Source organism: Mesorhizobium sp. PAMC28654, assembly GCF_020616515.1.
Lineage (GTDB): Bacteria > Pseudomonadota > Alphaproteobacteria > Rhizobiales > Rhizobiaceae > Mesorhizobium.
Genome location: NZ_CP085135.1, coordinates 6,559,216 through 6,573,804 on the forward strand (window position 1 = coordinate 6,559,216; position 14,589 = coordinate 6,573,804).

The window sequence follows — 14,589 nt, forward strand, 5'->3', positions numbered from 1 at the left end:
AGAAATTGTTTGCCTGTTAACGTTGAAAGTGATGTTAAAACAAGGCGCTATGGCGCCGTACATGTTCCAGATCGCCGTTACAAAGAGTAAGAAACCGTGATTTGGAGTCTCCCGGCCCGACCATTATCTTCGCCACCGACGAAAGTCGGCGTGCTGGGAGTCTCGGGGAAGTGGGCCCGCCTGCCGATTCATTGAAGAGCCGCGCCTTGGGGTTGGAGAAGCGGACGTAGGCACCATGGGCTTATGGGGATTGTTTTGCACGACTACCAGACGACGCTAAAATCGCGTGCGACGCTGACTGGCACCGGCGTTCACAGCGGCAACCCGGTTACCGTACATTTTCTGCCGGCCGATGCCGATACCGGTGTCATCTTCCAGCTTTCGAGTGGAAACGGCCAAGCCAGCGAGTTTCGCGCGCTTGTCTCCGAGGTTGGCGCGACCGATCTCTGCACCATGCTTGGCGATCCCTCGGGCGAGCATATCGCCACGGTCGAGCATCTGATGGCCACGCTCTTTGGCCTTGGCATCGACAACGTCGTTATCGAGATCGATGGCAACGAGGTTCCGATCCTGGATGGCAGCTCGATCATGTTCGTGGATGCCATCGACCAGGCGGGCATCGACACGCTGCCGGTCAAGCGCCGCTACATTCGCGTGCTCAAGCCGGTTCGAATCGAGAACGGCGCATCGTGGGCGGAGTTCAGGCCTTATGGCGGCACTCGCTTCGAGGTCGAGATCGATTTTGAAAGCCCGGCGATCGGCCGCCAGCTGTTTGCTTCCGACATCAATGCCGACATTTTTCGCCGCGACATCGCGCGCGCCCGCACCTTTGGTTTCATGAAGGATGTGGAGCGGCTGTGGGCTGCCGGTTACGCGCTCGGCTCCTCGCTTGAGAACTCGCTGGTGATCGGTGACGACAACCGCGTGATCAACATGGGCGGACTGCGCTATCCCAACGAGTTCGCGCGCCATAAGACTTTGGACGCGATGGGCGACCTGGCGCTGGCGGGCGCCCGGTTCATCGGCTGCTTCCGGTCCTACCGTGGCGGCCACAGGCTGAATGCGGCGGCGCTGCGCCGGCTTTTGTCGGACCGGTCGGCTTTCGAGATCGTCGAGACGACCCGCAATGAGCGTGGCCGCACCGCCGAGATGAGCGCCGTCAACGCGCCCGTCTACGCGCCCTGGATGATCTGATTCCGGCGGGCATCCGGAAACTCCATCAACAGCTCCTTCTGGCGGTTTTCCGTCGCTTGTGAGTGTATTTCGATGCTCTCCGCTCGCGGTTTCGAAAACACGTCACGTGCGTGCTCCCTGCGCGCTATCATACGGCCTTTTAACGTTTTTCGCGCTTTATCAGTGTCGGCTTGTGTTGCAGGAGTGCATCACTGGCCGGCTAAATCGCACAGGCGGGCAAGCGGCGCCAATACGCCACAAAAATGTGCGATTGGCCGTCGATAGCGTTGCCGGGTAAGGCGGTTATGGTTTATGGCTGCTGCCGATGGCTGAAATGACGCCGAAAGGGCGGAATATAATCATGTTCTTCAAGCGAATTGGTCAATCGAAAGCGCCGCAACAGGCCGTTTTCCTAGCGCTTTCGGTGGTTGTTCCATCGCTTCTGCTGTCAGCCTGCATGTCGGATAAGAAGAAGGATCTCGATCTCTCGACCTATGTCGACCAGACCGAACCGGGCGACGTTCTCTACAATCAGGGCCTTGCCAATCTGAATGCCGGGCGCCTGCAGGAGGCGAGCCGCAAGTTCGACGCTGTCGACCGCCAGCACCCCTATTCGGAATGGGCCCGCAAATCGATGGTGATGGGTGCCTTCGCCGATTATCGCCAGGGCAAGTATGACGACGCGATCAGCGCCGCCAAGCGTTACCTCACGCTCTATCCGTCGACCGATGATGCCGCCTACGCCCAGTACATCATTGGCCTGAGCTACTACCGGCAGATCAAGGACGTGACGCAGGACCAGAAGGAAGCGCGCCAGACCATGCAGACGATGCAGGACCTGGTGACGCGCTGGCCGAATTCCGAATATGTCGACGATGCCAAGGAAAAGATGCGCTTCGCCAACGACCAGCTCGCCGGCAAGGAAATGCAGATCGGCCGTTACTATCTCGAGCGTCGCGAATACATCGCCGCCGTCAAGCGGTTCCGCGTGGTGGTGGAGAACTATTCCAACACCCGCCATGTCGAGGAGGCGCTCGCGCGCCTGGCAGAAAGCTACTACGCGATGGGGCTGACCTCGGAAGCGCAGACGGCCGCGGCCGTGCTCGGGACCAACTATCCTGACAGCCAGTGGTACAAGGATTCCTACAAGCTCCTGCAGAGCAATGGGCTTGAGCCGCGCGAGAATGCCGGTTCGTGGATTTCCAAGGCCGGCAAGCTGATCACCGGGGCCTGACCCCAAGCAGACTTCGTGGGCTTCGCCAACGCGCCGTCTGCGTGGTTTTCTTTGTTTGTCGCGGGTTCTTGTCGCAAAACCGGAACCTGCGTAAGAGCATTCGGACCGAAGCGCGCAGCGGTTTTCGGATTGATCCGAAGCTCAAACAAAAAGATAGTGCGGCGCAGCGACTCCCATGGGTCGCGTGCCGCCTTGAAGCGCGTCGTGCTTGAACGGATCGATGCGACGCGCTCTAAGTCTTTTGTTTTTGTGCATGTCGTTACCCCAAAGCCGGGTCCACTTTTGGGCGACATGCAATAGGTCCGGGTTCTGATGCTTTCCAGACTGTCGATCCGCGATATCGTCCTGATCGAGAAGCTGGATATCGACTTCCAGCCCGGTCTTTCCGTGCTGACCGGCGAGACCGGTGCCGGCAAATCCATCCTGCTCGATGCCTTGTCGCTGGCGCTTGGTTCGCGCGGCGACGCTTCGCTCGTGCGCCACGGTGCCACGCAAGGCCAGGTCATCGCCGTGTTCGACGTGCCGCGCAACCATCCGGCCCGAACGCTGCTTGCCGACAATGCCATAGACGATGATGGCGACATCATCCTGCGCCGCGTGCAGACGGCGGATGGCCGCACCCGCGTCTTCGTCAACGACCAGCCGTCCAGCGTCACACTGATGCGCGATGTCGGCCGCGCGCTGGTCGAGATCCATGGCCAGCATGACGAGCGCGCCCTTGTCGATCCAGGCGCGCATCGCGAAGTGCTCGACGCCTTCGGCGGCCATCTCGGCGCTGTGCGGGCAACCGGGGAGGCGTGGCGGCACTGGCGCGCCTGCGAGCAGGAGTTCTCGCGGCATCGCGCCAAGGTCGAAGCAGCGGCGCGCGAAGCGGACTATCTGCGCGCGGCGGTTGCCGAACTGACCAAGCTCGATCCGCAGCCGGGCGAGGAGACGCAGCTTGCGGAAGTGCGCACATCCATGATGCGGGCGGAAAAGATCGCCTCTGAAATCCATGACGCGCAGGACGTGCTTTCCGGCCCGTCCTCGCCCTTGCCGCAACTGGCGAGCCTTTTGCGGCGGCTGCAGCGCAAGGTGACCGAAGCACCCGGCCTGCTCGACGATGTCGTCAAGTCGCTGGACGAGGCGATGCTGTCGCTGGACGCGGCGCAATCGGGCGTCGAGGCGGCACTTCGCGCCGCCGAATATGACCCGCAGCGGCTGGAGAAGGCGGAAGAGCGACTGTTCTCGCTGCGCGCCGCCTCGCGCAAGCACAGCGTCGCCGTCGATGATCTGGCGCAGTTGCGCGACACGATGGCAGCCGACCTTGCCGATCTCGATGCCGGTGAGGGGCGTTTGCACGGGTTGGAAAAGCAGGCTGCAGCCGCGCGCGAGGCCTACGATGTTTCCGCAGCGCAGCTTTCGTCGCTTCGTCATGCGGCAGCCGTCGGGCTGACCAAGGCCGTGATGGCAGAACTGCCGGCGCTGAAACTCGAACGGGCCGAATTCATCGTCGAAATGTCGAGTGACAGCGAAAGTCGGATGGAAGAAGGCATCGACCAGATCGAATTCTGGGTCCGCACCAATCCGGGCACTAGGCCCGGCCCTATGATGAAGGTTGCCTCCGGCGGCGAACTCTCGCGCTTCCTGCTGGCATTGAAGGTGGCGCTGGCCGATCGCGGTTCGGCGCCGACGCTGGTCTTCGACGAGATCGACACCGGCGTTGGCGGCGCGGTGGCGGATGCCATCGGCCAGCGGTTGGCGCGGCTGTCGAAGCGCGTGCAGGTGCTGTCGGTCACGCATGCGCCGCAGGTGGCGGCGCGCGCGGCGACGCATTTCCTGATTTCGAAATCGGGCGGCTCGGACCGGGTTGCCACCGGCATCGCCGAGATGGATCGGCCGGCGCGGCAGGAAGAGATCGCGCGCATGCTAGCCGGCGCCACGATCACCGACGAGGCGCGTGCCGCCGCCGAGCGGCTGCTGCGCGAAAATACCGCTGTTTCATAGGCTTTAACGACGGTCGCGATCAGCCTTCGGGGCAGAGTCAGCATATGGCTCCATCCCGCTGTTTCAGCGCGGTTTTATCAGAATTCGGCTCCCTTCGATCCCAATCCTGATCTATTGTCGCGCTTCGATAGGGCGGATCATCGTTTCAAGGAAACGCAGACCCGCTCTATCTCTTTGTTTTGACGCGATTCCGGGCGGAAAACCGCTTCACACTTTTCCTGGAATTGCTCCAGCAGCCGGGTTTGAAATCATGTCCGAGAAACCAGTCGACGCCCTTACCGAAAGCGAGGCCGAGGCCGAGCTCCAGCGGCTGGCCGAGGAGATCGCCGGTCATGACCGGCGCTACCATGCCGAGGACGCGCCGACGATCACCGACGCCGAATATGACGCGCTGCGGCGCCGCAACCTTGCCATCGAGGAGCGGTTCCCCGCCTTCGTGCGCGAGGATTCGCCATCGCGCAGGGTGGGCGCGCCGCCGGCGGAAGGCTTTGCCAAGGTGCGCCATGTGGTGCCGATGCTTAGCCTCGCCAAGGCCTATACCGACGAGGATGTCGCCGACTTCATCGAACGCGGCCGGCGCTTCTTCGACCGCGACAAAGACCTCGACATCGCTTTCACGGCCGAACCGAAGATCGACGGGCTGTCGGCTTCGCTGCGGTACGAGAACGGCGTGTTCGTGCAGGGCGCGACGCGAGGCGACGGCACTGTGGGCGAGGACATCACCGCCAATCTGAGGACCATCGCCGACATCCCCGCAAGACTGAAGGGCTCGGGCTGGCCGGAGACCATCGAGATACGCGGCGAGGTCTACATGACCTATGCGGAATTCGAGGCGCTGAAGCAGCGCTCGGCCGCCGCCGGCGGCCAGGACTACGTCAATCCGCGCAATACGGCGGCAGGGTCACTGCGCCAGAAGGATTCGTCGGTCACCGCCAGCCGCAACCTAAAATTCTTCGCCTATGCCTGGGGCTACACAACGGAGGACCCCGCTCCAACCCAGTACGAATCGGTCCAAAAATTCGCGGAGTGGGGGTTCAAGATCAGTCCGCTGATGGTGCGGGCGAAGTCGGCCGACGAACTGATCGCGCACTATCACCGGATAGAGGAGCAGCGCTCTTCGCTGGGCTACGACATTGACGGCGTCGTCTACAAGGTCGACCAGCTGGAACTGCAGCGCAGATGGGGGTTCGTGACCGGCGAACCGCGCTGGGCCGTCGCTCACAAATTCCCCGCCGAACAGGCCATGACCACCGTGCAGAAGATCGACATCCAGGTCGGCCGTACCGGCACGCTGGCGCCGGTCGCGCGGCTGGCACCGGTAACTGTTGGTGGCGTCGTGGTCGAAAACGTGACGCTTCACAATGAGGACTACATCAAGGGCCTGGACAGTACGGGCCAGCCGATCCGCGACGGTATCGATGTACGCATCGGCGATACGGTGGTGATCCAGCGGGCCGGGGATGTCATTCCGCAGATCGTCAGCGTCGTCATCGACAAGCGTCCGGCCGATGCCGTGCCTTACGAATTCCCGCACACCTGTCCGATCTGCGGCTCGCCGGCGACGCGCGAGATCAATGAGAAGACCGGCAAGGAAGATTCCCGCCGCCGCTGCACCGGCGAGCTGATCTGTGCCGCGCAGGCCGTGGAACGATTGCGCCATTTCGTGTCACGCGGTGCCTTGGATATCGAGGGCCTCGGTGCGGAAAACATCGACACCTTCTTCAATGCGGGGCTGATCAAGACAGCCGCCGATATCTTCACGCTCAGGGATCGCCGCCCCGCCGTCACCCGGGCGCTGGCCGAACGGCGCGAGGAGCAGGCCCGGCAGCGCGAGGCGGCGTCCGGCAAGACGCGCAAGAATGTGCGCAGTGTCGAGGATCGCAATTATGAAGGCCTCGACAAGCTGTTCGCCGCCATCGATTCGCGCCGCGAACCCGAACTCGACCGCTTCATCTTCGCGCTGGGCATCCGCCATATCGGCGAAACGACGGCCGCAGTGCTAGCCCGCACGTTCTCGACCATCGAGGAATTGATCCGCGTCGGCAGGGAGACGGCGGCCGCTGAAGATCCGCACACCGTATTCCCGTCGGTCAACGGTATCGGCGACACGGTGATCGATGCGCTTCGAGATTTCTTCGGCAATGAGCGCAACGATGACGTGCTGGACGCGCTGCTCCTGCAGGTCCGTCCGAAGCCGTATATCGTCAACGTCTCGGCCGACAGCGAGGTTGCCGGCAAGACGGTCGTCTTCACCGGCTCGCTGGAGAAGATGACGCGCTCCGAAGCCAAGGCGATGGCGGAGCGCCTCGGCGCGAAGGTCGCGGGATCGGTTTCCGCGAAGACCGATCTGGTGGTCGCCGGACCAGGTGCTGGCTCGAAACTGAAGCTTGCCAGCGAACTCGGCATCGAGGTGATCGACGAGGATGCCTGGCTCGCGCGGATCGGCAAGGCGTGATGGAAAGCGCATTCAAAGGGTTTGGCCCAAAGGCCATCCCGTTCCTGAAAGCGCTCGATTTCCACCAGAGCCGGGAGTGGTTCCTCGAAAACCGCGACCTCTTCGAACAGGAATTGCGCGATCCCATGGGCGATCTGGTCGACACGCTGACCGAACGGTTTTCAGCGGCGGGGCTGGGTCTGCGTGGCGATCGCAAGAAGTCGCTGTTCCGGATCAATCGCGACGTGCGGTTCGCCAAAGACAAGCGTCCGTACAATCGGCATCTGTCGGCGATCCTGTCGCCCGACGGCAGCAAGGCGGAGCAGGGCGTGTTCTACGTCCATATCGGGCTGGAGGGTTGCTTTGCCGGCGTTGCCTGGTGGCAGCCGGAGGCGGCGCTGCTGATGGCTATTCGACGATCGATCGCGGCACAGCCGGACAGGTTCCGTGCCATGGTGGCGGCGTTGAAGAAAAAGGGCCTTGAACTCGACACGGAAGGCGGCATGAAGCGCACGCCGCGCGGCTTCGAACATGTAGGGGACGTCGACCTCGTGGCGGCTATCCGCAACCGGCATTTCGTCGTCCGCCATGTGATAGACCCGAACGGTATCCACGGTCCGGAACTGGTCGACGAGCTCGTTGATTTCACGCTGGGCGCCAGGCCGCTGCTTGACTGGGGCAGGGCGATCGAAGCGACGCGTGGCTGACCTGGCGTTGGGCGTCGATCATTTCCGCTGATCGTTTGGCTCAAGCGAATTCGTGTGACAAGGCAGGTAGCGCTCCCTACATCACACGCTTTCCCAGGGAGTGGTCGATGTCGGCGGAAGTAATGTCGGAAAGCCGCACAAGAAGCGATTTCTGGGACGGCGTGCGGCTTTCGATGCCCGTCGTCGTGGCCTCGGCGCCGTTCGCGCTCCTGTTCGGCGCGATTGCCGTGGACAACGGATTTTCCGTGCTCGAAGCATTCCTGATGAGCGCGTTGATCTTCGGCGGCGCCAGCCAGATGGTAGGCATTGAATTGTTCGGTCAGCATGTCCAGCCGTGGCTGATCGTGCTGTCGATCTTTGCGGTCAATTTCCGCCACGTGCTTTATTCTGCCGGCATTGGCCGGCGCATCGCGCACTGGCCGGTCATCCAGCAGGCACTCGGCTATTTCATCCTCACCGATCCGCAGTTCGCGGTGGCCGAGGCAAGGGCGGTCTCGGGCAAGACGGTCGGCTTCGCCTGGTATCTGGGGCTCGGCTTGCCGGTCTATGTGTTCTGGGTGGTCGAGAGTGCGCTCGGTGCGGTGTTTGGCAAGCTTATTCCCGACACCCATGCGCTGGGCATCGATTTCCTGTTGCCGATCTATTTCCTTGGCCTTGTGCTGGGCTTCCGCAAGCGGCCGCTATGGCTGCCGGTGGTCATCGCCAGTGCCGCCGCCTCCATCATCGCCTACAAGACGGTGGGTTCGCCCTGGCATGTCTCGATCGGCGCCATCGCCGGTGTGCTCCTGGCGGTCATCCTGCCTCCTCATCACAGCGGCGTGGAGGCAAAGCGATGAGCACGACCTTCTGGATCATCATCGCCGGCGCCATCGCCACCTATCTCACGCGCATCGGCGGGCATCTGGTCATCTCGCGCTTCGACAACATCCATCCGCGCGTAGAGGCTGGCCTCAACGCCGTGCCGGCGGCAGTGCTGACGACGCTGGTGGCTCCGGCGGCGCTCAGTGCTGGACCGGCGGAATGGGCGGCGCTGATCGTCACCGCTGTTGTCTCGCTGCGCGGCGGGCTGATGTCGATGTTCCTGGCGGGTGCGGCTGTGTTGATCGTGGCGCGGCAGTTCGTCGGATAAAGTTCGCGGCGCCATCGTTTCAAACGTTGGCGCTGCTCCTCATCTGCCTGCCGGCATCTTCTCCCCGTATAGTGACGGGGAGAAGGGATCTGGCCGCGACCTCGGCGCCCTTCTTGAAGCGTTGGCGATTGGCGAAAGCAGGGATGACAGCGTCTTTTTCCCCGTCACTATACGGGGAGAAATGCCCGGCAGGGCAATGAGGGGCAGCGCTGCCCCTTGGAGGCTCCCGTCTAAATCTTCGCATCATGCGGCAGTGGCGCTGTCGCCTTCTCAAGCCAGGCCAGCGTCTCGCCATCGACCATCGGGCCTATCTCCGCCAGCACGCGCTGGTGATACGTGTCGAGCCAGTGCAGTTCATCGCGGTTCAGCAGATCCGTTCGCACCATGCTGATGTCGATCGGCGCCAGGGTCAGCGTCTCGAAGTCATGCATGGCGATGTCGCCGCCCTCTATCTGGGCGGCTGGGGTCACCAGGATGAGGTTCTCGATGCGGATGCCGTAGGAGCCTTCCTTGTAGTAGCCGGGCTCGTTGGACAGCATCATGCCTTCCAGCAGCTTTTCGGTGCCGGTCCGGGCGATGCGCTGAGGGCCCTCATGGACGGCCAGATACGAGCCGACGCCATGGCCGGTGCCATGGGCGAAATCACAGCCGTGCTTCCAGAGGGCCAGACGCGCCACCGCGTCGATTTCGGAACCGCGCGTGCCCTGCGGGAAACGCAGCGTGGAAATGCCGATCATGCCCTTCAGCACCAGTGTGAAGCGTTCGCGCATCTCCTCGGTCGGTTGGCCGATCGGCACGGTGCGTGTGATGTCGGTGGTGCCGTCCTGGTACTGGCCACCGGAATCGAGCAGGAACAGCTCGCCGTCGCGAAGCTTGCGGTTGGTGGCGCGCGAGACGCGGTAATGCATGATGGCGCCGTTGGGGCCGGCACCCGAAATGGTGTCGAAGGACACGTCGCGCAGCGGCATCTGCGTTTCCTCGCCGGTCTGCCTGCGGGTCTGCTCGAGCTTCGTGACGACGTCGATCTCGTCGAGCGAGCCGGGCTTTTGCCGATCCAGCCAGCAGAGCAGCTTGGCGATCGCCGCGCCGTCGCGGCGGTGTGCGGCGCGGCTGCCATTGATCTCGGCCTGGTTCTTGGTGGCGCGCGGGATGCGGGCGGGGTCGGCGGCCGCGATGACGGTGCCGCCATTGTCCTCGTCCAGCATGCGCAATTTGTCGGCCGCCAGCACCGGGTCGAGCGCGATTTTCGCGCCGCCCTTGGCGAGGGCCACGATCGCAGCTTCGAATTCGCCGGGTTCATGCAGGTCGGCAAGTTGGGTGAGATAGGCCGCGACCTGGCGCGAGAACTTACGCTTATCCATGAACAGCTGGTGCGATCCATCGGCGGCAAGCACGGCAAAGCCGAGCGCCAGCGGGGTGTGCGGCACGTCACCACCACGGATGTTGAAGGCCCAGGCGATGGAGGAAGGGTCGGTCAGCACCGCATGGGTGGCGCCGTCCTTGCCGATAGCCGCCGCCAACCGCGCCAGCTTGTCCTTGGCCAGTTCCCCGGCAAACGCGATCGGGTGAAGCTCGACCGGCGCCACCGGCGCCTCGGGCTGGTCCTTCCAGATCGCATCGATCGGGTTCCTGTCGAGCGGCACCAGGATAGTGCCGGTCTTCTCGGCCGAGGCCTGCAGCGCCTTGACCTCGCTGATCGTATGCAGCCAGGGATCGAAGCCGAGCCGTGCGCCCTTGCCGAGATTGTCCTTCAGCCATGCGGCGGGCGGATTGTCGACGAGGCTTTCGACCGAAAAGATGTCGAGATCGACCTCGTGGCGCACCTGCAGCGTGTAGCGCCCGTCGACAAAGATGAAGGCGCGGTCGCGCAGCACGATGGCGACGCCGGCCGAGCCGCTGAAGCCGGTCAGCCATTTCAGCCGCGCCGAACGGTCGGCGACATATTCGCCCTGATGCTCGTCGGCCCGGGGCACGATGAAACCGTCCAACCCATTGGCCGCCAGCCATTGGCGCAGCAGCGCCACGCGCGGCTTGCCGACTGCGGGGTCGCCGGCGGAATCAAAGGTCTGGAACATGGTGGCCTCTCCTGCGATGTGTGCCGTGACCGTAGCGCATGGCCCCGAAAACCGGAATCGATTTCAGAGTACGCGTGCGCAACCCCTAGCGACGGCGGCCAAGGCCTGACAACCGGCTGGCTTTGGTCCAGGCTCACGGCCGCCGCTGCCATGGCCGGGCAAACGGAGGGTGTTGCCAAGTTGCACCGCAACTAAAAATTGTAAAATGCACCCAGTTTTGGTCAATGCGCCGGCACGTCAACTGATCTATGTATCCACCCGTATTCAGCAGTTTAGACCGGATGGGCGGGGTGCCTTCCGATCAGCGTCGGGTGGAGAGCGTCAATAAGTGTCGGGTTCGGTCGGTACGGCAACGCGGAGCAGTTACCTCCGTGCGCGCCTGGAACGTATCCGCACGATAGAGACCTGAACGGCTGATCGCGGACACCTGCCCAGGGCGGGTCAGCGGCAACCTTCTCTTCAACCATATGGATCGTGAAGACCAGCCCGCCTGGCGGGCTGGTCGGGAAATGTGAGACCATGGGGCAGGGCATGAACAATTCAACGGGGCCGAACGACAGCGAGAACCGCTTTCCGCTGCGGGCGCAACGAACGCTCTTGAAGCGGCCGGCCATAAGCCGACATGCGCGGCGGCGCGGCTTGCTGATCGGGACGGCCTTGGCCGGGATTGCCGTAGTGACGTCCGCCGGCGCGCAGGAATGGACGGGGCAGACGAGTTCCGATTACACTGACGGGAGCAACTGGGCGGGCGGTGCGCCCCCAAACTCGACCATCGCGCCGGTGGTGTTCGGCGCGAGTGGGAATACCACCGTCAATCTGGCTACTCCTCAACCCGCAGGTTACTATTTTGCCGGCTCCGTGACGTTCAACGATCCGGCCAGTGCCTACACGGTCAATGTTTCAAACCAAGCCTACCTGAACATCTCCGGCGGCGTGAACAACACGTCGGGCGTGACCCAGAACTTCTCGGTTACGGGAACGGGCGGGTATGCTTCCGAAATCATCTTCAGCAATAGCAATGCCGGTAGCAACGTCGTCTATACAGCGAATGCCGATGGTACGATCCAGTTCAATTCCGCAGGTGGTTCGGCCTCGGGGGCGGACGCCTCATTCGTCCTGAACGGTGGTGGTATCGCTTTGTCAGGCTCCGGCACACTGGCGCTTGGCTCTGTCGAAGGAACTGGCATCCTCGCCTACAACGGAAATCCTAACGGTTCGGCTGGAACGATCGAGATCGGCGGCTTGAACACCAGCACTACCCTCGACGCGCAAATCCAGGAACAGACTGGCACGCTGTCGATCACGAAGGTGGGAAGCGGCACGCTGACGCTGACGGGCGCAAGTGATTACACCGGTGGCACCTTTCTCAAAGCCGGCGCGCTCAGCCTCGACAACAACGCCGCGCTTGGCAGCGGTTCAGTTTCGGCGAACGGCGGCACGACGATTGACATTCAGGACGGCATTACGATCACCAACGCCCTGACGATGTACGGCAGCGTGATCCTGAATGTCAGTTCAGGAACAGGTACTTATGCTGGAGAAATCTCGGACTTCGAGTTCGCCGGGATCATCAAGACCGGTGCGGGTACGCTGGTCCTGGACTCCATCTCCAACACTAGTTTCAATAGTTTCAGCGGCGGCGCGACCATCAGCGATGGCATACTCCGCATCATGAACAGCAATTCGCTCGGAGCGACCGGATCCGGGCAAGTCACGCTGGATGGCGGTACATTACAAGCCGGCGCGGACAATCTGGTTATCTCCAACAGCCAGATTGCGTTCGGCGCCTCCGGTGGTGCCATCGATACACAGGGTTTCAACCTGAGCACCGGCGCAAACATGATCGATGCCGAGGTTCAGCACGGAACGTTCAAGAAGCTTGGCACGGGCACGCTGACGATAACCGGCTATGCCGACAGCAATACGTACTCTACTGCCACCGACGTCGCCGAAGGCACGCTCAAGGCGGGCGACGAAAACATTTTCAGCAAGAACAGCGCCTATACGATCGAAAATGGCGCGACGCTGTCGCTCGGCAATTTCGACCAGGCCATCGGTTCGCTTGCCGGCGCGGGCTCGGTCGATGCCGGCACGGCAACGCTGACGACCGGAAACGACAAAGTTCAACGGTGTTTTCCGGTGACATCACCGGGACCGGTGGGCTGACCAAGGTCGGGACCGGCACATTCGAACTCTCCGGCAACAGCAGTTTCTCCGGTCCGACCGAGGTTCAGGCCGGCAAGATGCTGGTGAGCGGCAACCTGGGCAACTCCGTTGCCACCGTGGATAGCGGTGCCACGCTGGGTGGCAACGGCACAATCGGCGGACTGGTGGCCGAAGGCACGGTCGAACCCGGCAAGAACACGATCGGCACGCTCACGGTCGCCGGCAATGCCAGCTTCGCTTCGGGGTCGACCTATGCGGTGGAGCTGAATTCCACCGGCACCTCCGACCTGATCGATGTGACGGGGACCGGGACCGCCACGATCATCAATGAGGCCGGGCTGACAATCACGAAACTCGACGCTGGTGCCTATGTGCTGGGCGCACAATACACAGTGCTCTCAGCCGCCGGCGGCGTCACCGGGCAATTCACGCTTAATTCCGATCCCCGGATTTCGAATTTTCTCAGTCTCACCCTCGATAAGGATGACAACAACGTCTACGTCGATGTGACGAAGAGCAAGAGCTTCGGCTCGGCCGGTGAGACTTCAAACCAGATCGCTACCGGCGAGGGGCTGGACAGCGCCGCCAGCAGCGCGCTGGTGACAGCGTTTTTTGCCTTGCCAAGTGACGCCGCCGCACAGGCCGCCTTCGACCAGCTCTCGGGCGAAATACACGCATCGGTGAAGGGCACGCTCGTCCAGGACAGCCACTTCCTGCAGGATGCCGTGACTGCACGCCTGCGCGGCGCCTTCGGTGGCGACAACGTCGCCTCGCTGCCGGTCATGGCCTATGGCGAGGATGGCTTGCAGCCGGTTGCCGCCGACACCGACCGGTTCGCGGTCTGGACACAGGGTTTTGGCGCCTGGGGCGGCACGGATAGCGACGGCAATGCCGCGGCCCTCCACCGCTCGACCGGTGGCCTGCTGATGGGCGCCGACGGCATGGCCGGCGACTGGCGGATCGGCCTGCTCGGCGGCTACAGCCGAACCAGCTTCAACGCCGACGACCGCAATTCCTCCGGCGACAGCGACAATTATCATCTCGGCCTCTACGGCGGGACCGAGTGGGGCGCGATCGCCTTCCGCACGGGTGCCGCCTATACTTGGCACCGGATCTCGACGTCGCGCTCCGTGGCTTTCGACGGCTTCTCCGATAATTTGTCGGCTAATTATGATGCCGCGACAGCGCAGGCTTTCGGCGAACTGGCCTACAAGACCGGTGCCGGGCCGTTCGCCTTCGAGCCCTTCGCCAATCTCGCTTATGTCAATCTGCATACCGATGGCTTCACCGAGACGGGCGGTTCCGCGGCTCTTGCCAGCGGCAGCTCGACGACCGACGCGACTTTCACCACGCTGGGTATCAGGGCCTCCACCGACGTCACGGTCGGCGGCGTGGCGGCCACCGCGCGCGGCATGTTCGGCTGGCGCCATGCCTTCGGCGACGTGACGCCGCTGTCGACCGTCGTCTTTGCCGGCGGCGGCGACTTCACCATCGCCGGTGTGCCGATCGCCAGGGATGCCATGCTGGTCGAAGCCGGCTTCGACGTGCAACTGGCGCGGAATACGACCCTTGGCGTGTCCTATGCCGGGCAGTTCGGTCCGAATGCATTCGACAACGGCTTCAAGGCCAACCTTGGGGTGAAATTCTAAGGCGCCGTCGTCGCCTGTCTCCCTCGGGCCTGAGTT

At 62.9% G+C, this 14,589-nt stretch carries 10 protein-coding genes; 9 read left to right on the plus strand and 1 reads right to left on the minus strand.

Annotation, left to right across the window (positions count from 1 at the left end; all coding sequences use genetic code 11):
• Positions 1 to 243 precede the first annotated feature (243 nt).
• From lpxC to LGH82_RS32505, 7 genes are all read left to right on the plus strand, one after another.
• Positions 244 to 1,194: a UDP-3-O-acyl-N-acetylglucosamine deacetylase gene (gene lpxC / locus LGH82_RS32475; protein ID WP_227346606.1), complete on the plus strand. Its 951-nt coding sequence runs from the start codon at positions 244 to 246 to the stop codon at positions 1,192 to 1,194.
• Positions 1,195 to 1,534: 340 nt separating this feature from the next.
• Positions 1,535 to 2,407, plus strand: coding sequence for an outer membrane protein assembly factor BamD (locus LGH82_RS32480; RefSeq protein ID WP_227346607.1), 873 nt, complete (start codon positions 1,535 to 1,537; stop codon positions 2,405 to 2,407).
• 312 nt (positions 2,408 to 2,719) lie between these two features.
• Positions 2,720 to 4,393: a DNA repair protein RecN gene (recN, locus tag LGH82_RS32485; RefSeq protein WP_227346608.1), complete on the plus strand. Its 1,674-nt coding sequence runs from the start codon at positions 2,720 to 2,722 to the stop codon at positions 4,391 to 4,393.
• A gap of 250 nt (positions 4,394 to 4,643) precedes the next feature.
• Positions 4,644 to 6,848 carry an NAD-dependent DNA ligase LigA gene (ligA, locus tag LGH82_RS32490; RefSeq protein WP_227346609.1) on the plus strand — a complete coding sequence of 735 codons (2,205 nt, stop codon included), beginning with the start codon at positions 4,644 to 4,646 and terminating at the stop codon, positions 6,846 to 6,848.
• On the plus strand, positions 6,848 to 7,534 hold the full coding sequence (locus LGH82_RS32495) for a DUF2461 domain-containing protein (RefSeq protein ID WP_227346610.1): 687 nt from the start codon (positions 6,848 to 6,850) through the stop codon (positions 7,532 to 7,534). Before ligA ends, LGH82_RS32495 begins: the two co-directional genes overlap by 1 nt.
• Before the next feature lie 107 nt (positions 7,535 to 7,641).
• Positions 7,642 to 8,370 carry an AzlC family ABC transporter permease gene (locus LGH82_RS32500; protein WP_227346611.1) on the plus strand — a complete coding sequence of 243 codons (729 nt, stop codon included), beginning with the start codon at positions 7,642 to 7,644 and terminating at the stop codon, positions 8,368 to 8,370.
• Complete coding sequence (locus tag LGH82_RS32505) at positions 8,367 to 8,663, plus strand: AzlD family protein (protein ID WP_227346612.1); 297 nt, start codon at positions 8,367 to 8,369, stop codon at positions 8,661 to 8,663. Before LGH82_RS32500 ends, LGH82_RS32505 begins: the two co-directional genes overlap by 4 nt.
• Positions 8,664 to 8,893: 230 nt before the next feature.
• Here the strand turns inward: LGH82_RS32505 and LGH82_RS32510 are convergent, their stop codons facing one another.
• Positions 8,894 to 10,738: an aminopeptidase P family protein gene (locus LGH82_RS32510; RefSeq protein WP_227346613.1), complete on the minus strand. Its 1,845-nt coding sequence runs from the start codon at positions 10,736 to 10,738 to the stop codon at positions 8,894 to 8,896.
• 531 nt (positions 10,739 to 11,269) lie between these two features.
• Here LGH82_RS32510 and LGH82_RS32515 point away from each other — a divergent pair.
• A complete protein-coding gene (locus tag LGH82_RS32515; RefSeq protein ID WP_227346614.1) occupies positions 11,270 to 12,904 on the plus strand; it encodes an autotransporter-associated beta strand repeat-containing protein in 1,635 nt (544 codons plus the stop codon).
• Positions 12,868 to 14,553 (plus strand): autotransporter domain-containing protein, encoded by a 1,686-nt coding sequence (locus LGH82_RS32520; protein ID WP_227346615.1) that lies wholly within the window; start codon positions 12,868 to 12,870, stop codon positions 14,551 to 14,553. The genes LGH82_RS32515 and LGH82_RS32520 overlap by 37 nt, the downstream gene beginning before the upstream one ends.
• Positions 14,554 to 14,589: the final 36 nt, after the last annotated feature.

Bases quoted from the DNA above. Each gene is read 5' to 3' on its own strand.
- ligA (WP_227346609.1), top strand. From the start codon at position 4,644: ATGTCCGAGAAACCAGTCGACGCCCTTACCGAAAGCGAGGCCGAGGCC.
- LGH82_RS32495 (WP_227346610.1), top strand. From the start codon at position 6,848: ATGGAAAGCGCATTCAAAGGGTTTGGCCCAAAGGCCATCCCGTTCCTG.
- LGH82_RS32480 (WP_227346607.1), top strand. From the start codon at position 1,535: ATGTTCTTCAAGCGAATTGGTCAATCGAAAGCGCCGCAACAGGCCGTT.
- LGH82_RS32515 (WP_227346614.1), top strand. From the start codon at position 11,270: ATGAACAATTCAACGGGGCCGAACGACAGCGAGAACCGCTTTCCGCTG.
- LGH82_RS32505 (WP_227346612.1), top strand. From the start codon at position 8,367: ATGAGCACGACCTTCTGGATCATCATCGCCGGCGCCATCGCCACCTAT.
- lpxC (WP_227346606.1), top strand. From the start codon at position 244: ATGGGGATTGTTTTGCACGACTACCAGACGACGCTAAAATCGCGTGCG.
- LGH82_RS32510 (WP_227346613.1), bottom strand. From the start codon at position 10,738: ATGTTCCAGACCTTTGATTCCGCCGGCGACCCCGCAGTCGGCAAGCCG.
- recN (WP_227346608.1), top strand. From the start codon at position 2,720: ATGCTTTCCAGACTGTCGATCCGCGATATCGTCCTGATCGAGAAGCTG.
- LGH82_RS32500 (WP_227346611.1), top strand. From the start codon at position 7,642: ATGTCGGCGGAAGTAATGTCGGAAAGCCGCACAAGAAGCGATTTCTGG.